This window comes from Pantoea sp. Lu_F5_004 (genome assembly GCF_051136245.1).
Classification (GTDB): domain Bacteria; phylum Pseudomonadota; class Gammaproteobacteria; order Enterobacterales; family Enterobacteriaceae; genus Pantoea; species Pantoea agglomerans.
The window spans coordinates 86,119-103,352 of the sequence record NZ_CP194947.1 but is presented as its reverse complement, the minus strand read 5'-3'; the positions used below and the strand labels follow the sequence as shown (position 1 = coordinate 103,352).

The 17,234-nt window shown below is 54.1% G+C and carries 14 protein-coding genes, 1 pseudogene and 1 riboswitch; of the genes and pseudogenes, 10 read left to right on the top strand and 5 right to left on the bottom strand.

Features of this window, described 5'->3' with window-relative positions; all coding sequences use genetic code 11:
• The first annotated feature begins 27 nt into the window (after positions 1-27).
• Positions 28-777 carry a DeoR/GlpR family DNA-binding transcription regulator gene (locus tag ACR8BN_RS19460; protein WP_083069797.1) on the top strand — a complete coding sequence of 250 codons (750 nt, stop codon included), beginning with the start codon at positions 28-30 and terminating at the stop codon, positions 775-777.
• Here the strand turns inward: ACR8BN_RS19460 and ACR8BN_RS19455 are convergent.
• On the bottom strand, positions 774-1,793 hold the full coding sequence (locus ACR8BN_RS19455; RefSeq protein WP_434747744.1) for a LacI family DNA-binding transcriptional regulator: 1,020 nt from the start codon (positions 1,791-1,793) through the stop codon (positions 774-776). The genes ACR8BN_RS19460 and ACR8BN_RS19455 overlap by 4 nt on opposite strands.
• 256 nt (positions 1,794-2,049) lie before the next feature.
• Here ACR8BN_RS19455 and ascF point away from each other — a divergent pair, with 256 nt between their 5' ends.
• The 6 genes from ascF to ACR8BN_RS19425 all read left to right on the top strand — a co-directional run bounded on the left by ascF (position 2,050) and on the right by ACR8BN_RS19425 (position 8,416).
• Positions 2,050-3,516, top strand: coding sequence for a PTS cellobiose/arbutin/salicin transporter subunit IIBC (gene ascF, locus ACR8BN_RS19450; RefSeq protein ID WP_418157152.1), 1,467 nt, complete (start codon positions 2,050-2,052; stop codon positions 3,514-3,516).
• 36 nt (positions 3,517-3,552) lie between these two features.
• Positions 3,553-4,983, top strand: a complete 1,431-nt coding sequence (locus ACR8BN_RS19445; RefSeq protein ID WP_039389761.1) for a 6-phospho-beta-glucosidase — start codon at positions 3,553-3,555, stop codon at positions 4,981-4,983.
• A gap of 106 nt (positions 4,984-5,089) precedes the next feature.
• Positions 5,090-5,192: riboswitch (TPP riboswitch) on the top strand.
• Positions 5,193-5,260: 68 nt separating this feature from the next.
• Positions 5,261-5,962: a TenA family protein gene (locus ACR8BN_RS19440; protein WP_434747743.1), complete on the top strand. Its 702-nt coding sequence runs from the start codon at positions 5,261-5,263 to the stop codon at positions 5,960-5,962.
• Positions 5,959-6,699, top strand: a complete 741-nt coding sequence (locus ACR8BN_RS19435) for an ABC transporter ATP-binding protein (RefSeq protein ID WP_424996696.1) — start codon at positions 5,959-5,961, stop codon at positions 6,697-6,699. The genes ACR8BN_RS19440 and ACR8BN_RS19435 overlap by 4 nt, the downstream gene beginning before the upstream one ends.
• Positions 6,696-7,457: an ABC transporter permease gene (locus ACR8BN_RS19430; RefSeq protein WP_434747742.1), complete on the top strand. Its 762-nt coding sequence runs from the start codon at positions 6,696-6,698 to the stop codon at positions 7,455-7,457. Before ACR8BN_RS19435 ends, ACR8BN_RS19430 begins: the two co-directional genes overlap by 4 nt.
• 23 nt (positions 7,458-7,480) lie before the next feature.
• Positions 7,481-8,416, top strand: a complete 936-nt coding sequence (locus ACR8BN_RS19425) for an ABC transporter substrate-binding protein (RefSeq protein WP_434747741.1) — start codon at positions 7,481-7,483, stop codon at positions 8,414-8,416.
• Positions 8,417-8,451: 35 nt separating this feature from the next.
• Here ACR8BN_RS19425 and ACR8BN_RS19420 read toward each other — a convergent pair whose 3' ends face one another.
• Both ACR8BN_RS19420 and ACR8BN_RS19415 read right to left on the bottom strand, forming a co-directional pair.
• Positions 8,452-10,224: a sensor domain-containing phosphodiesterase gene (locus ACR8BN_RS19420; protein WP_434747740.1), complete on the bottom strand. Its 1,773-nt coding sequence runs from the start codon at positions 10,222-10,224 to the stop codon at positions 8,452-8,454.
• Positions 10,225-10,376: 152 nt separating this feature from the next.
• The gene (locus ACR8BN_RS19415; protein WP_434747739.1) at positions 10,377-11,603 is read right to left on the bottom strand and encodes an FAD-dependent oxidoreductase; all 1,227 of its coding nucleotides are present in this window, start codon (positions 11,601-11,603) and stop codon (positions 10,377-10,379) included.
• Positions 11,604-11,768: 165 nt separating this feature from the next.
• On the opposite strand from ACR8BN_RS19415, the gene ACR8BN_RS19410 reads away from it, so the two are divergent.
• Entirely contained in the window at positions 11,769-12,077 is a 309-nt protein-coding gene (locus tag ACR8BN_RS19410) for a YicS family protein (protein WP_039389748.1), read from the top strand.
• 94 nt (positions 12,078-12,171) lie between these two features.
• Positions 12,172-13,559, top strand: a pseudogene (gene clcA / locus ACR8BN_RS19405) (H(+)/Cl(-) exchange transporter ClcA).
• 19 nt (positions 13,560-13,578) lie between these two features.
• Here the strand turns inward: clcA and ACR8BN_RS19400 are convergent.
• A complete protein-coding gene (locus ACR8BN_RS19400) occupies positions 13,579-14,103 on the bottom strand; it encodes a phenolic acid decarboxylase (RefSeq protein WP_434747738.1) in 525 nt (174 codons plus the stop codon).
• Between the two features lie 857 nt (positions 14,104-14,960).
• A complete protein-coding gene (locus ACR8BN_RS19395) occupies positions 14,961-15,476 on the bottom strand; it encodes an SRPBCC domain-containing protein (RefSeq protein ID WP_434747812.1) in 516 nt (171 codons plus the stop codon).
• A gap of 160 nt (positions 15,477-15,636) precedes the next feature.
• Between ACR8BN_RS19395 and ACR8BN_RS19390 the strand changes: the two genes are divergently transcribed.
• Positions 15,637-16,545: a LysR family transcriptional regulator gene (locus ACR8BN_RS19390; RefSeq protein WP_434747737.1), complete on the top strand. Its 909-nt coding sequence runs from the start codon at positions 15,637-15,639 to the stop codon at positions 16,543-16,545.
• The last annotated feature ends 689 nt before the right edge of the window (positions 16,546-17,234 follow it).

Below are 17,234 nucleotides of genomic sequence, written 5' to 3'. Positions count from 1 at the left end.
AGCTCCTTTTTTCTGCGAAACGCAATTATGAACCCGCGACATCATCAGATTATTCAACTGGTTAATAGCCGGGGCAGCGTAACGGTCAGTGAGCTTGCGCAGCTTACCGGGGTTTCTGAAGTGACGGTGCGTCAGGATCTCACGCTGCTGGAACGCGACCGACTGCTGCGGCGGGTTCACGGTTCCGCGCTGGCGCTGGACAGCGATAACGTCGGCACCCGCATGAATACCCGCTATCCCATCAAGCAGGCGCTGGCACGACATGCGGCCAGCCTGGTACAGGCGGGTGAATCGGTGTTCATCGAAGGTGGCAGCACCAATGCGCTGCTGGCGCGTTCGCTGGCTGACCGCGCCGATCTTACGCTGATTACCGTCAGTCACTATATTGCCCAGCTTCTTCGGGAAGCCGCCTGTGAGGTGATTGTGCTCGGTGGCCTGCTGCAGAAAAGCAGTGAGTCGGTGGTCGGCCCGCTGACGCGGTATTCCATCCAGCAGGTTCATTTTCACCGGGCATTTGTTGGCGTGGATGGCTGGCATCCGGAGACCGGTTTTACCGGCCGCAACATGCTGCGCTGTGATGTGGTGGATGCCGTGCTGGCGAAAGGCGCTGAGAGCTATGCCCTGACCGACGCCTCCAAGTTTGGTCAGATTCACCCCTATCCGCTTTCATCCGGTTATCAGGTCGGGCATGTGATCACCGATGAGACGCTGGATGCGGCGACGGTAGCGCAGCTCAGGGAACAGGCGATAGAGGTGATACAGATCGCCGCAGGTTAAGCAGAACGGTTGGGGCCTTTAGTAACGGAGTCCCGCTGCATCAGGCTGGCCGTGAAAGGTGCCTGAGTATGCCAGTCTCCGCCATCCAGCATGGTCAGCAGGCGGTTAATCGTCTCATCGATCATCTCGGTGACCGGCAGTTTCATGCTGGATAACGACGGCGTGATGTAGGGCGCCAGCGGAATATCATCGAAGCCAATCACCGAAACCTGCCCGGGTACCGCAATGTTGCATTCAGTCAGATGCTTGATTGCACCAATCGCCATCTCATCATTACTCGCCACCAGCGCGCTGAATGTCACCCTGCGTTCCAGCAACGTGTCCACGGCCGCCATACCGCTCTGCGCCGTCCATTTACCCGTCACGATTAGCCGGGAATCGGCTTCAATGCCCTGCGCGGCCAGCGCAGCGTGATAGCCGGAAAGCCGCTCCACGCCGGTCGGCGAATCGAGCGAACCGGTGATAAACGCGATCTCGCGATGTCCCTGATTCAGCAGATGGCTCACCGCTGTGGCGCTGCTGGCGTGCTGATCGCTGTAAATACAGTAGCTGTGGTTGACGCGCAGCCGCCGGTTGATCACCAGTATCGGCTGTTTATGCCGCGAGATAATCGCATCCAGCGCGTCAATGCTCAGGAAGCGCGGATAGATAATGATGCCGTCACAGCGCAGATCGAGCAGAAACTGTATCGCCGCCTCTTCCTGCTCAGCGGTGTGTTTGCCGTCCGCCAGAATCAGCTGGCGGCCCTGCTGCTCCAGTATGCGCGCGGAGTGTGCCATCAGTTCAGTGAAGTAGCTGCCGCTGTAGAGCGTATTGGTGATCACCAGTCCAATGGTCTGAGACGTTTTTGTCGCCAGGTTGCGCGCCAGCAGATTGGGCCGGTATCCGGTTTCGGCAATCGCCTTCAGTACTTTTTCACGCTTTTCCTGCCCGACATAGCCATTGCCCGAGAGCACACGTGACACTGTCGCTTTTGAGACGCCCGCCCTGTTTGCCACTTCCTGAATCGTTGCCATGGTGATGCTCCTTTGCTGCGTCGTCCTGCAGTCTACCTAAGCCTCTCAATGTTGGAAATATTTACCCCGCCTTTCAACGAAGTTACCTGGCAGCATCAGGTGATGGAGTTCACAAAAAAGAGATCTGGTTGATTTTGGCGCTTGTCGGCGCTGTAAAAGCACTTCATGATTTTGTGAAACCGGTTTCCTATTTGCCTGTCCGCAGGCGCAAAAACATAAAAACTTTGACCGATTTACCCTACAGAGAAGAGCGATCATGCCCAGAAATTATGCCGAGGTGTCACGCGCCATCGTCGATGCGCTAGGCGGCCTCACCAATATCGAAGCCGTAACTCACTGCATGACCCGCCTGCGGTTTGTGGTGAAAGATGAAACTCAGGTCGACTATCCCCGGCTCAAGGCGATCAATGGCGTAATGGGCGTGGTGCACAACGACACCCAGTGCCAGGTGATCATTGGTAACAACGTGTCACAGGCTTATCAGGCGGTGCTGGAGCTGGGCTCGCCCGCAGCGACATCGGCTGCACCCGTAAAACGTAAAATCACGTTGCGGGGCATCGGCGCCGGTATTCTTGATGCGCTGGTGGGCACCATGTCGCCGCTGATTCCGGCCATTATTGGCGGGTCAATGGTTAAGCTGCTGGCGATGATCCTGGATATGGCGGGCGTGTTTGAGAAAGGCTCATCAACGCTGGTCATCCTCAACGTAATTGGCGATGGCGCATTTTTCTTCCTGCCGATTATGGTAGCCGCTTCTGCGGCGCTGAAATTCAAAACGAACATGTCACTGGCGATCGCCATTGCCGGTGTACTGGTTCATCCCAATTTTGTTGAACTGATGGCGAAAGCGGCACAGGGTCAGGCGGTGGAATTTGCTTATATCCCGGTGACCGCGGTGAAATATACCTACACGGTGATCCCTGCGCTGGTGATGACCTGGATCCTGTCGCACATTGAGCGCGGCGTGGATCGTATTACGCCTGCCGTCACTAAAAATTTCCTGAAACCGATGCTGATTGTGCTGATTGCGGCACCCATCGCGATTGTGCTGATTGGTCCGATTGGCATCTGGATCGGCAGCGGCATCTCCGCGCTGGTCTACACCGTGCATGGCTATCTTGGCTGGCTTTCTGTCGCGATTATGGGCGCAATCTGGCCGCTACTGGTGATGACCGGGATGCATCGGGTGTTCACCCCCACCATCATCCAGACCATTGCCGAAACCGGCAAAGAGGGCATGGTGATGCCGTCAGAGATTGGTGCCAACCTCTCGCTGGGAGGATCGTCGCTGGCGGTGGCGTTCCGGACTAAAAACCGTGAACTGCGCCAGACCGCGCTGGCAGCGGCGGCATCAGCGATTATTGCCGGCATTTCAGAACCGGCGCTCTATGGCGTTGCGGTCCGCTTAAAACGACCGCTGATCGCCTGTCTGATCAGTGGTTTTATCTGCGGCGCGGTCGCGGGCATTGGCGGGCTGGCCAGCCACTCCATGGCCTCTCCCGGCCTGTTTACCAGCGTACAGTTCTTCGATCCCACCAATCCCATGAGTATTGTCTGGGTCGGTGCGGTCATGGTGTTGTCTGTGGTGCTCTCATTTGTGCTGACGCTGCTGTTAGGTTTTGAAGATATTCCTGAAACCGAGCCTGAAACCAAAACCGCACCAGAAAGCGCAACGCAACCTGCGCCCGTTACCGAACGCGCTAACGCGATTAATAGCCACTAAAGGAAAGGGTCATGCTGACCCGGAAAAGAGGATTGCATGTCTGATTCAAGGTTTCCGCAAGGATTTTTATGGGGCGGCGCACTGGCCGCCAACCAGAGTGAAGGCGGCTTTCGTGAGGGCGGAAAGGGCTTAACCACCGTTGACATGATTCCACATGGCCCGCACCGTATGCCGGTCAAACTCGGTCTGGAAAAGCGTTTTACCCTGCGTGACGATGAATTCTATCCCAGCCATGAAGCCATCGATTTCTATCACCGCTATCCGGAGGACATTGCGCTGATGGCGGAGATGGGGTTTAGCGTGTTCCGCACGTCGATTGCCTGGAGCCGTCTCTATCCCAATGGCGATGAACTGACGCCCAATCCGCAAGGCATCGCCTTTTACCGCGCGGTCTTTGAGGAGTGCCGCAAATATAATATCGAACCGCTGGTCACGCTCTGTCACTTTGATGTGCCGATGCATCTGGTGACTGAATATGGCTCGTGGCGCAATCGCAAAATGGTCGACTTTTTTGCCCGCTATGCCCGCAGCTGCTTTGAGGCGTTTGATGGCCTGGTGAAATACTGGCTGACCTTTAATGAGATTAATATCCTGCTGCACAGCCCGTTTTCCGGCGCCGGTCTGGTGTTCGAACCCGGTGAGAACAAGGATCAGGTAAAGTATCAGGCGGCCCATCATGAACTGGTCGCCAGTGCGCTGGTGACGCGCATTGCGCATGAAGTGAATCCGATGAACCAGGTCGGCTGCATGCTGGCAGGTGGCAACTTCTATCCCTGGTCGAGCAAGCCGGAAGATGTCTGGGCAGCACTGGAAAAGGATCGCGAAAACCTGTTCTTTATTGATGTGCAGGCGCGCGGAGCCTATCCGGCCTACGCCGCCCGCGTATTCCGTGAAAAAGGGGTGACGCTTGAGATTGCTGACGGTGATGCCGACATCCTGAAAAACAGTGTCGATTTTGTCTCGTTCAGTTACTACGCCTCACGTTGCGCCTCGGCAGAGATGAACGAGCAGAACAGTAGTGCCGCCAATGTGGTGAAATCGCTCACCAATCCCCATGTACCGCGCAGTGAGTGGGGCTGGGGCATCGATCCGCTCGGCTTACGCATCACCATGAATATGATGTATGACCGCTATCAGAAGCCGCTGTTTCTGGTGGAGAATGGCCTGGGTGCGCGCGATGAGATCGAATCCAATGGCGAGATCAACGATGATTACCGCATCAGCTATCTGCGCGAACATATCCGCGCCATGGGTGACGCAATAGAGGATGGCGTGCCAGTGATGGGTTATACCAGCTGGGGCTGTATCGATCTGGTTGCCGCCTCAACGGGTGAAATGAGCAAGCGTTACGGATTTGTCTATGTTGACCGCGACGACCTGGGTAACGGTACGCTGGCGCGCACGCGGAAGAAATCGTTCTGGTGGTACAAAAAAGTCATTGCCAGTAATGGCGCAGATCTTGAGTGACAACGTCACTTAAAATCTGTCGTCATGCTGTTACTGGCGCGACAAAAACGCCGGAACAGCACGCTTATTTGTACCGTTGTACTCTGGCAGTAATTATCGTATAACCAATGTCTCCGAGGGGTGTCCTGTAATGGGCTGAGATGGCGCAAGCCGAACCCTTTGAACCTGATCTGGGTCATGCCAGCGAAGGGACGGGTCGGCAGATTTTCTGCGTCATCTCCTGCAATATTCCCTGTTCCAGACCGTATGCCCGGATCTCCCTGTTACTGGAGATCCTATGTCACATCCGCTTTTCGACACCGGCTTTTATGGTCGTCTGCGCCAGCAGGCGGGCGGCCAATGGCACGCCTATATCGGGCACGAGTTTGTGCGGCAACTCGGTCAGGGCACCCTGCCACCCGCGGCCTTTCGCCACTATCTCACTCAGGATTATCTCTTTCTGCTGCACTTCGCCCGTGCCTGGGGCCTGCTGATCAGCAAACTCTCTGAGCCAGACGCATTACGCCGCGCGACGGCATCGCTTAACGCCATCGTCAGCGAACTGCCGCTTCACCAGGCGTACTGCCAGCAATGGGGCATCAGTGAGGCGGCAAAGGCGAGCGAACCCGAGGCAGTGGAAACGCTCAACTACACCCGCTACGTGCTTGACGTGGGTCACACCGGGGATGCGCTGGAACTGCTGACCGCGCTGATGCCGTGCGTTGCCGGTTATGCTGAAACTGGCCTGACACTACTGCATGACCCCGCGACCCGCTTTGAGGGGAATCCTTACGCAGCATGGATAGAAAATTACGGCAACGAAGCGTATCTGGCTGGCGTTCGCTCCTCACTTTCACTGTTTGAAACCCAGGCCCGGCAGCGCGCCGGTGAACATCGGTTTCACCCGCTGGCGGAGATCTTCACCACCGCGACCCGGCTGGAAGCCGCTTTCTGGCAGATGGGTCTCAACCATGCAGCCGCCCAGCGGAGCAGCTCATGAACCTGCCGTGCAGTCCGGTGCCGCCAGGCATTTCAATTCGCCAGCTCAGCCTGAATTATGGCCAGCAGCCACTCTTCAGCCAGCTTGATCTGGAGATCGCGGGCGGTGCTTTTACCGCTTTACTGGGTGCCAGCGGCGTCGGAAAAAGCAGCCTGATGCGGGTCATTGCTGGTCTGACGCCACCCTGTGCCGGTCAGGTCAGCGGCAGCGACGGCCTGCCGCTGACCGGACGCATCGCCTGGATGGGGCAACAGGATCTGCTCTATCCGTGGCTCACGGTTGAACAAAATGTCTGCCTCGCCAGTCGCCTGAAAGGTGAAAGGGCCGATCGCGACTGGGCGCAGCATCTGCTGATGCGGGTAGGTCTTAGCCACTCTGCGAACGCGCGACCCGCGACACTTTCCGGCGGAATGCGTCAGCGCGCCGCGCTGGCCCGCACCCTCTACACCCGTCAGCCGGTTGTGCTGATGGATGAGCCCTTCTCCGCACTGGATGCCCTCACTCGCGCTCAGATTCAGACGCTGGCTGCAGAAGTGCTGGTCGGACACACCGTGCTGCTGATTACCCATGACGCCGCCGAAGCCTGTCGGCTCAGTCACTACGTGCTGATGATTGGTTCTGCGGGAATTGAAACCTGCCCGCCTCTGCCGGGCCAGCCACCAAGGGCTGCAGACGACATACAGGTATTGCAGAGTCAGGCCGCATTGCTGAAGCAGCTGAGCAGGATAGCGGGATGAGATTACACAAAGGTTTTGCCGGTCTTCACCGTGGAGTGATGCTGTTTGCCGGACTGATTGCGCTGTGGTGGCTCGCCACACTGACTTCGGTTCCGGCCTTTCTGCTGCCCTCACCCGCTGCGGTCGCCATCGCACTGTGGCAAAACGCAGGCTATCTCGGCCATCACACTTTGATTACCCTGACCGAGATCGTCAGCGGCATGGCTTTCGGCGTGCTGCTGGGGAGTGTGCTGGCGCTGGGCATGACCTTTTCGCCGTGGCTGCAGCGCTGGATGATGCCGCTGGTGATCACCAGCCAGGCGATTCCGGTTTTTGCCCTGGCGCCGCTGCTGGTGCTCTGGTTTGGTTTCGGCATGGGCGCAAAGGTCGCGATGGCCATCCTGGTGATCTTCTTCCCGGTGACCTCCGCCTTTTTTGATGGCCTGCGTCGCGTCACGCCCGGCTATCTCGATCTGGCTCGCACGCTAGGCGCATCACCTGCAGCGCAACTGCGCCATGTCCGGCTGTTAGCCGCGCTGCCCGCCCTGGGCTCAGGATTGCGGATGGCGGCAGCCGTCGCGCCGATAGGCGCAATCATCGGCGAATGGGTCGGCTCGGCCGAGGGGCTGGGCTACGTGATGCTGAATGCCAACGCCCGGATGCAGAGCGACCTCTGTTTCGCCGCCTTGTTTATTCTGGTGCTGATGACGCTGGCCCTGTGGCTGACCCTCGACATCCTGCTACGCCGCCTGATTACCTGGGCACCCGAGACACATTAATGACCAAACCAATGAGAAAACCCATGACAAAAATGCCTCTGTTTACCCTGCTGTTCAGCGCCACCTTAGCCACACAGGCTCAGGCGATGGAGAAACTGACACTGGTGCTCGACTGGTATATCAATCCCGATCACGCACCAATTATGGTGGCCCAGCAGACCGGCGCGTTTGCGGCAGAAGGGCTGGAGGTTAACATTGTGCCGCCTTCCGATCCGGCGCTGCCGCCGCGTCTGGTGGCAGCCAGGCAGGCGGACTTAGCGATTACCTATCAGCCACAGCTGCATTTCTTCGCCGATCAGGGATTGCCCTTGATGCGGGTGGGGACGTTGATTAACAGTCCGCTGAATACGCTGATGACGTTAGACAAAACGGTAAAAAAACCAGCCGATTTAAAAGGTAAACGCATCGGCTATTCCGTCAGCGGCATTGAACAGGCGACGCTGGCGACCATGCTGAACCATGATGGCGTAAAGGCCGATCAGGTTAAGCTGATTAACGTCAATTTCCAGCTCACCAGCGCCCTGATGACCGGGCAGGTGGATGCCGTTATCGGCGGCTATCGCAATATCGAAGCGCTGGAGATGAAACAGCAGGGTAAAAACCCGGTGGTCTTCAACGTCGAGGATTATGGTGTTCCGGCCTATGACGAACTGATCATCGTCGCCAACCGTGATGAGGCTCACTCGGAGAAAATCAAAAAGTTTTTGCGGGCACTGAAGAAAGGTAATGCGCAGTTGCAGGCGCACCCGGAGGAGAGCTGGCGGGCCTTTGCCCGCGCGCATCCGGAGCTGAACACGCCGCTGAATCATCAGGCATGGCGTGCCACCCTGCCGCTGTTTGCCGCCGATCCGGCAAAACTGGATCGCGCACGCTATCAGGCTTACGAGCAATTTCTGTTTGATAACAAGCTGATTAAAAGCATCACGCCGGTTGAGCGCTACGCCACCGGCAGTGAGTAATATGAGAGCCCGCAACGATCGCTGCGGGCACTTGTCTAGTGTGACTTCTGATAAAGCCAGTGTTCAATATCGCTGGCTGGCAGCGGTTTTGAAAAGAAGTAGCCCTGGATTTGATCGCAACCGTAAGTTTTCAGCAACGTCAGGGTGGCTTCCGTCTCAACGCCTTCGGCCAGCACGGTGTAATTGAGCTCTTTCAGCATCTGAATAATGCATCTGACGATGATTTTTGATGCATCATCTTCACCCATACGCGAGATCAGGGATCGGTCGATCTTGATCACATCCAGCGGGATATCCTGCAGATAGCTGATGTTGCTGTAGCCGGTGCCGAAATCATCCAGTGAGATCACAAAGCCGTGTGATTTCAGCGCTTCCAGCCCGCTGATCGCCACATTGGTTTTGGTGATCAGTTCATTTTCAAGACACTCAATGCCCAGAATAGAATTGGGTAACTTAGCCGCCGCTAATTTCGCCACCAGCCGATCGGCAAAATCGGGCTGTGCAAAGTCGCGCTCGCTGACATTTATCGAAACCGGAATCAGATCGTACTCGCGATCCCAGCGCGCAAGCTGCTCAATGGTGTGATCGATAACCCAGTTGGTCAGATCGGAGATCAGGTTGGTTTTACCCGCTAACGGAATGAATTCTGAAGGGAAAAGCTCGCCCCGCTCAGGATGATTCCAGCGGATAAGCGCCTCCAGCCCGACCGTTTTACCGCTTTTGAGACACACTTTAGGCTGCCAGGCCAGGTAAAGCTCTTCGTCTTTATTCAGCGCCTGAGCCAGATCGTTCATGATCATGAAGTCATCGGTGCGCCGCGAGTCGTAACTCTCTTCAAAACACATCGCACTGATATTCTCATCAATCGCCTCATGCAGCGCGCTCACCGCCTGACGTACCGTTTCATTGGCATTCATCTGGCCCGGCACAAACTCTGTTTCACCGGTAAAGACATCCAGGTCGAGCGTGATATTTTCCGCCAGATCGGCCTTCATGCCCTTAAACAGGTCGATCATGTTATGTGCGGTATAACGACCCGAGTAGGGCTGGACAATGGCAAAACGGCCTGGGGCGAAAGTATAGAGCGTCTCATTCTCCGGGAGATTAAGCCGGTGTGCCAGATCCTGCGCCATCTGCCTTAAGAGTTTCTCCATCGGTGCAATACCCACCGCACGGGAAAGCTCATAGGCGCGAATGATGTCGAGGCAGTCGATAAGAATCAGGCGAAAGCGGCTCTGTGGTGCAACAAGGGTTAGTTGCTGAATATCACGAATCAGGCGAGGACGATTTGGCAGGTGCGTAATGACATCGGCAAAACCTGCGTTGTTCCAGACATCCAGAAAAGAGGTAACCAGCGTAGCCAGTGAGCGCAGCGTAGCGAGTTTCTCATCCGTAAAGGGATGTGGCTGCGTGTCGGTCACGCAGAGCGTGCCCAGCGTCGCGCCGTCGAGATTCTGCAGCGAGACACCGGCGTAGAAACGAATATGCGGATCGCCTTTAACAAACGGGTGCGTAACAAAGCGCTCATCCAGTAAGGTGTCATACACCACCAGATGACCCTCACCATCGATGACGTGGCGGCAGAGAGACTCATCACGGGTCGATTGCTTAAGATCGAAGTTCCGTGACGCTTTAATATATTGATTATGATCGTCAATAATCGAAATGAAGCTGCCAGAAATACCCAGCACCTGGCTGGCAAGATTAACGAATCTTTCCAGCACTTTATCACGGGCTTCATCCGGTGATAAAAGCGCCTTAATCGTACTCAGACGTTTTATGTCGCTGCCATTTTGCTCGTTATGCACTGAAACCTCTCCTATGCAGGCGCAAAAATCGAAAATAATTTAGCTCAGAAATGCTCAATTAGCGCCCAATTATCAGATAAATAGCGGCTCAATCTGACAGTACTTTCACAGTGAAACAGTGTCGCATGATATCTGATCGCTGTCGAAATCATTTAACGCTCTTCTTTTATGCGCGCAACCTGCGGCGACTCCGTCCTGAAGCCCAGACCGATCAGGCGTCCCAGTACAAAACGCAGAAACGGCAGGCCCTGGATAATCGCGGGAACCTTGCTGCTTCCCGTAGGTTTTCTTTTTGCTTTGCTGCGGCTCATTTTGATCTGCAAAAACTGCGTGGCGACGGTAGGGAACTGGCGGCGCTTCTGCACTTTTTCCAGATCGCGCAGCTGCAGTTCTCCCCGCTTCAGGGGATCGGTCAAAAGATTCGCCGTCGCCACCGCATCCTGAATCGCCAGATTTACGCCAACCCCGCCAATCGGCGACATAGCATGTGCCGCATCACCAATGCAGAGCACACCAGGTTTCGCCCACTTATCCAGTCGGTCAATCCGTATCGACAGCAGCTTAAAGGCTTCCCAGCTCTTGATTTCCGCCATGCGCGTCGCTTCAAAGGGCGACAGGGCCGCCACTTCTGCTTTAAACGCGTCGAGTCCTGCGGCCTGTTTCGCTTCAAACTCCCCTTTCGGAATGGTCAGTCCACACTGCCAGTAGTCGCCGCGATCGATAACAATAAAGTTCTGGCGTGGCCCTTTATGGCCCATGCCCAAATCGGGATCCTGCGGCTGTTTACTTAAGCGGAACCAGATGACATCACGTGCTGCGCCGAATTCCTGTCCGGTCAGTCCTGCCGCTTCGCGAACGCGTGAATGGCGGCCATCTGCACCGACCACCAGTTTACAGCGGATGTGCAGTTGCTGATTCCCGCGGGAAGCTATCACACCACTGACCTTGCCATTTTCAACATTCAGCGACTCAAAAGAGGTCGACTGCAGCAGGCTGAAGCCCGAATACCGGGCGCTCTGTTCAGCCATATAGTTCAGGAAATCCCACTGCGGCATAAAGGCGATAAAACGGCACTGAACCGGCAGGCGTGAAAAATCGGCCATCGTAATACTCTGTCCGCCGATTTCCGCCTCCAGCTTTTCGGCACGCTGATGCGGCAGCGTCAGGAAAGATTCCAGCAGACCGAGTTGATGCATAATTTCCAGCGTCGAAGGATGGATGGTGTCACCGCGAAAATCGTGGAGAAAATCGGCGTGCTTTTCGATCACCACCACGCGCAGGCCTGCGCGGGCGAACAGATAACCCAGCATTAATCCGGCCGGGCCACCGCCGACGATACAACAGTCAGCGGTGAGAATTTCAGTGGAATGTGGCTGCATGTCAGCTCCCTGTCACGCCAGTATTGCTATGATTATTGCGTCGACCGTGGCGATGTTGCCGCAGTCGGTCGGGAATATTGTGCTCAGGCTAATCACTCAATGCGATTAATATCAAATGAAAACTGCCGAAGACCCGATTTTGTCCTCAGCAGTCAGGAGACCATCATGAACGCGATCCGCAACACGCTGTTTATTCTGCCGCTGTTAAGCCCGCTGATTGTGGCAGCCGCACCCTACGACACGCTAAAGTTTGCGCTGCGTCAGCAGCAGATAACTGACGATCTGCGCCAGAAGTGCCAGTTATCGCCAGCCCTCTCCGATGAAAAACTGCGTCAGACGTTTCTTAACGATAAGCAGAACCAGAAGCAGAATCAGGTCACGCTGACCGCGGCGGCTCAGGCGCTGAAAAACCAGGATGATCCAGCCTACCGCGAACGCATGGCGCAAGTGGTTTGTCCACCACAGACGAATTAACCCTTTACCCCGATGAAATTGATCCTGACGTTTGTTTTCACCTTATCACTCAGTAAACTGGGGCGCTGGTCTGATTGAACAAGAATGCCTCTCAATGAATGAAGAATCACCGCAGCCGGTTTATGTTCCCCGCTCCATCGCGGCGCGCAGCCGGATGTTTCGCGCCCTGCTCTATCGTGATAAAACGCCGCTGGCGATGCTGTTCTGTGCCGCGCTGGTCGGTACGCTGGTTGGCCTGGCAGGTGTGGCCTTTGCCCGGGCCGTTGAAGCAATACAGCAGTGGCGTGCTGACACGCTTATACCATCGCAGTTTCAGGGCTGGATGCTCTACGCCGCTGCTTTTGCCATCTCCGCTCTGCTGGCGATGGTGGGCTATTTTCTCGTCCGGCGCTTTGCTCCCGAAGCGGGTGGCTCCGGTATCCCTGAAATTGAAGGGGCGCTGGAAGAGCTCAGGCCTGTGCGCTGGTGGCGGGTGATTCCGGTGAAGTTCTTTGGCGGCATGGGCACGCTGGGTGCCGGTATGGTGCTGGGCCGGGAAGGCCCGACAGTGCAGCTGGGCGGGAACATTGGCCGCATGGTCATTGATATTCTGGGGATGCGCAGCAATGAGGCACGTCATACGCTGCTGGCAACCAGCGCGGCGGCCGGTCTGGCGGCGGCGTTTAATGCGCCGCTGGCAGGCATCCTGTTTATCATCGAGGAGATGCGTCCGCAATTCCGCTATAACCTGATTTCAATTAAAGCCGTGTTTACCGGTGTGATTATGGCCAGCATCGTGTTTCGCTGTTTCAACGGCGAACAGGCGGTGATCTCCGTCGGCAAGCTGGCTGATGCGCCCGTGCAGACGCTGTGGCTCTATCTGGTGCTCGGTATGATAATCGGTATGGTCGGCGTCCTGTTTAACCGCCTGATATTTATCACGCAGGATCTTTTTGCCCGCTTTTATGCCGGTAAAACGGCACGCGTGGTGCTGGCCGGTGCATTGCTGGGCGGCGGATGCGGTATTCTGGCTCTGCTGTTTGCACCTGGCGCAGGCGGCGGTTCAGAACTGATTCCACAGGCGGTCCATGGCGTCTTTCCGTTCACCCTGCTGCTGATCATCTTTCTGGTCAGGCTGGTGACCACTCTGCTCTGTTTTGGCTCAGGTGCGCCGGGCGGTATTTTTGCGCCGATGCTGGCGCTGGGTACGCTGCTCGGGACAGCCTTTGGAGTGGCAATGACGGACCTGTTCCCGTTTTATCATCTGGAAGCGGGCACTTTTGCTATCGCGGGGATGGGAGCGCTGTTTGCGGCGTCGGTAAGAGCACCGCTGACCGGTATCGTGCTGGTGCTGGAGATGACCGATAACTATCAGCTGATATTGCCGATGATTATTACCTGTCTGGGCGCTACGCTGCTGGCGCAGTTTCTGGGGGGAAACCACTCTACTCCTCAATACTGGCCCGCACGCTGGCGCGTCAGGCAGAAGCTACCCGCCCTTAGGGGCGGCTAGCCGGCTCAGTTACTTATCATCAAAATAGTCAGCAGGCATCTGTCCAGGTGCCTGATTAATGACTTCATCGTTATCAGGTCCTTCATTCTTCATATAAGTCACTTTCGCAAACTCTGGAATGATCACATACGGATAGGCCGGGCCCTCATCGCGGAAGCGATGCATATCTTCAATGAAGTCATTCTGATAACAGATAGTTTTTTCCGGATGCTGATCTTCACCGGCAATCCACTGCGGGAAGAAAATTGTGCCGTGAACCAGGGTGCGATTCAGATCAAACAGCAGGCTGACGCAGGTGCCGGTGGGTTCATGCCAGTCTACTTTGTAAATGCCCGGGGCGAACTGAATCGCGTGCATTTTCTGGTTGGTCACCCAGCGGCCACCTACCAGTCCCTGATGAATGCGGTAGTCGCAGGTAGTTTCGTTGCGAGCATACCACTCATATTTCCAGCCATTATCATAGGTATAGACAAAATGCGTACCGACGAACTGAGAAAGATCGCTGGAGATATTCTCTGGAGATTCTGCAGACATTTTAACCTCTGTTTGAATAGCGCACTTTACAGGCGCCGATGATTTCAAAATAAGCTATACGGCAATGAATCGGTCAATATTGACTATGACGCAGATTGATTTTTTTGTCATCTGAAAACGGAAACTCTCCGCGATGGACAAATGATAATATTTATAAAAAACCCTTATAAATTTATTCAGGTTAACAGATACCAGAAAAGCGATCTTTTTTATATTAAAACCTTGAAATACTTGAGAATGCAGTATTATTAAATGGGATGATATTCAACTTAAATCACTCAATAAAAAAGATAATTTACTATCAGAACCTCATGTATTTTCAATAAATTCAATATCCTAGAGGGTTATTTCTTATGCATTTCAGCTTTTTTCTATTTGTTTAAGCATCCACCTTTTCTCTGTCAGATAGACGAGTGGATAGTAATAACTTAGCATTTCAACTTAATTGATTTAAATCAATAAGTTAACCTTAATGAATTCAACTTTAATCTTCCACCAACTTCAAATGAGGATAGATTTATTTTTGCTGACTTAGTGGGATTTTTTGACATTTTTGTGCACAACTTATGCTCAGGTATTTATCAGGTTTCAGAATGGTGAGTAGCGTGATACCCCTAAAGGCTCGACTATTCAGAGAGGTAAAAATCGTCGATATAGAAAAGGCGTCTCAGACCTGTCAGGTAAACCCTTTTATTATTATCAATCCCGCCCGGCATAAAACGGCGTACCCTATTGCTGACATTAAATACATAAGAGGGTAGCGCTGTCTGAAACTCACTTTAATGTTAAACCCAGCCGGAACAGGCAACCGACGCGCCGATAACGCGCCGGTTAGAAATAATCATCCTCTTCGCCAGTCAGCGTTTAGTCGACCTTGCCGCAGCGACAAGTCCATCCAGCCACTCCTGATGCCCATTGATCATCGGATTAGGTTTAGCGACCGCCAGCTCTTTCGCCGGATTTCCGTTTTGCGTCTCCTGCGTCAGAATGCGCAGCCGGTTTCCTGGCAGCGTTTCAATCAACCAGGCATGAAGAACATCAAGCCTGTCGGCAGCCCCTTCCTCACCCGACCAACCGTGCCAGGCCAGACGTGCCGCTTCGCCATTTAGTGGCGGAACACATTCCGTCACCTTTGCCTCAACCCGGAAGCCAAAAGTCTCAAAGCAGAAACGCACGTCCTGCTCCAGTACAGGCCCTTTATTATCATAAAACTGTGCGTTAGCGGAATTAGCATAATATTCAGGCCAGCAAGCGGGGGTGGCCAGCAACGGCCAGACGGCTTCTGGCGCCAGGTCAGTGACAATCACCTCGTTTGAACAGAAATTATCAGTCAGACCCGGGATAAATCCATCTGGCCAGTGAATCGCGTTCAATTTCATTCTACGTTTTCCTGCCTTATAACGGTTGCACCGGTAATCAGTGCCGTGGAAAACGCAGTATCTGATCCCTCCACATATAATGCCAATCGTTATAATTTATCTATGATATTATTTATATTAATATCACGATTCAACCTTGTGCCACAGGGGAAGGATGAACAATCATCTGCTTAACGTTGACCTGAATTTATTAAAAACGCTGGACGTGCTGCTGGATGAACGCAGCGTGACCCGAGCGGCTGAACGTCTGTCCCTGACGCAACCTGCGGTAAGCGGTATGCTGACACGACTACGTGAAAGTTTTGATGATCCGCTGTTTATCCGGGCTCAACGCGGCATCGTGCCGACTCTGCGGGCGCTGGAACTGGCCGGGCCGGTAAAAGCGATACTGGCGGAGGTGGGAGAATTGCTTCAGCCGCAACAGTTTGATCCGGCAAAGTCGCAAATGACGTTACATGTTGCTGCAACGGATTATGCGCTTAGTGCGGTGATTGTGCCGTTTATCGCGCATTTACGGCGTGAAGCGCCAAGTATACGTGTCGCGGTGGTACCCGTGAACAACGAGACTCTGTCAGGACAATTTGAACATGGGCAAGTTGATGTGGCGTTGCTGACGCCAGAGACCACGCCGCCGGCATTGCATAAGCGGCAACTGTTCAATGAAGAATATGTTTGTCTGCTGAGTGAAAATCATCCTCTGGCGGGCAGTGCGACGCTGTCGCTGGATGAGTTCTGTGAGCAGGATCATGCGCTGGTTTCGTGGCCCGGTGGAAATTTTCAAGGGATTACCGATCAGGCTTTGGCTGCGATTGGCCGGGCCCGTCGGGTAACGCTCTCAGTTTGCAGTTTTCTGGTGCTCCCGGAAATTTTGCGCGTCACTGATTTGGTAGGCGTGGTACCGAAACGACTGGTGGTCGACACCTCGGGTCTGGTCATGTTGTCGCCACCTCTGATCATCCCCGGCTTCAGTAAAATCATGGCCTGGCATGACCGAACCCATCATCACAAAGGGCATGAGTGGCTGCGTGAGCGACTGGCGTCCGTGGCTAAAACGGTGGTGTAATGACAGTGATACCGGACTGCGGCTCACTGTTTTGCGATTTTGTTTAAGTAACAGACAGGATAACGGGGCGTTATGTCGCATTCTGTCCGACGTCGAAAAGGCAAAATCGCGCTTTACTATGTCGATAGCGGGGTAAAAATTGATGCTGGGGAGATCAGGAAAGAGAGTGTTGAGCTGAGGAAAAAATAGCAGAAGAATAAACCGCGCGTGAAGCACCCAGGTTATTTTTTAAAAGCTGTTTTGGTAATGGTAATTAGTCACATTTACGTTCTGAAAAGAACTGACAGACATCGTAAAAAGATAAAAGCCCTGACTGAAATAGCCAGGGCTTTTAAGTTACTACAGATTTTACGTTTACCATTAACTAACTTAATTGATAGGTACTACTTCGGTACTGCTATTTATGAACAGATCCTGCGGATAATAATGATCACGATAATTAAATGTCACTATTATTAGCGGTTTCAACCACCTGATAGTCTTTCAGGAGACAAAGACAGGTCAGGCCCGTATAAATCTGCACACCCCCATCGCGATATATACTCTTTGATGCGTTGCCTTACTTTCATTACGACGTTTAAACCGCAATCGTATCCTGTCGTAACGTAACGTTCAGAACTACGAGGCCTTACATCATCGCGACGCGATACTACATACTTCTTAAAGACTTACTTCGACTCCATTTAACA

Excerpts from the sequence above, each read along its gene's own strand:
- ACR8BN_RS19460 (WP_083069797.1), top strand. The coding sequence starts at position 28 with ATGAACCCGCGACATCATCAGATTATTCAACTGGTTAATAGCCGGGGC.
- ACR8BN_RS19455 (WP_434747744.1), bottom strand. The coding sequence starts at position 1,793 with ATGGCAACGATTCAGGAAGTGGCAAACAGGGCGGGCGTCTCAAAAGCG.
- ascF (WP_418157152.1), top strand. The coding sequence starts at position 2,050 with ATGCCCAGAAATTATGCCGAGGTGTCACGCGCCATCGTCGATGCGCTA.
- ACR8BN_RS19445 (WP_039389761.1), top strand. The coding sequence starts at position 3,553 with ATGTCTGATTCAAGGTTTCCGCAAGGATTTTTATGGGGCGGCGCACTG.
- ACR8BN_RS19440 (WP_434747743.1), top strand. The coding sequence starts at position 5,261 with ATGTCACATCCGCTTTTCGACACCGGCTTTTATGGTCGTCTGCGCCAG.
- ACR8BN_RS19435 (WP_424996696.1), top strand. The coding sequence starts at position 5,959 with ATGAACCTGCCGTGCAGTCCGGTGCCGCCAGGCATTTCAATTCGCCAG.
- ACR8BN_RS19430 (WP_434747742.1), top strand. The coding sequence starts at position 6,696 with ATGAGATTACACAAAGGTTTTGCCGGTCTTCACCGTGGAGTGATGCTG.
- ACR8BN_RS19425 (WP_434747741.1), top strand. The coding sequence starts at position 7,481 with ATGACAAAAATGCCTCTGTTTACCCTGCTGTTCAGCGCCACCTTAGCC.
- ACR8BN_RS19415 (WP_434747739.1), bottom strand. The coding sequence starts at position 11,603 with ATGCAGCCACATTCCACTGAAATTCTCACCGCTGACTGTTGTATCGTC.
- ACR8BN_RS19410 (WP_039389748.1), top strand. The coding sequence starts at position 11,769 with ATGAACGCGATCCGCAACACGCTGTTTATTCTGCCGCTGTTAAGCCCG.
- ACR8BN_RS19400 (WP_434747738.1), bottom strand. The coding sequence starts at position 14,103 with ATGTCTGCAGAATCTCCAGAGAATATCTCCAGCGATCTTTCTCAGTTC.
- ACR8BN_RS19390 (WP_434747737.1), top strand. The coding sequence starts at position 15,637 with ATGAACAATCATCTGCTTAACGTTGACCTGAATTTATTAAAAACGCTG.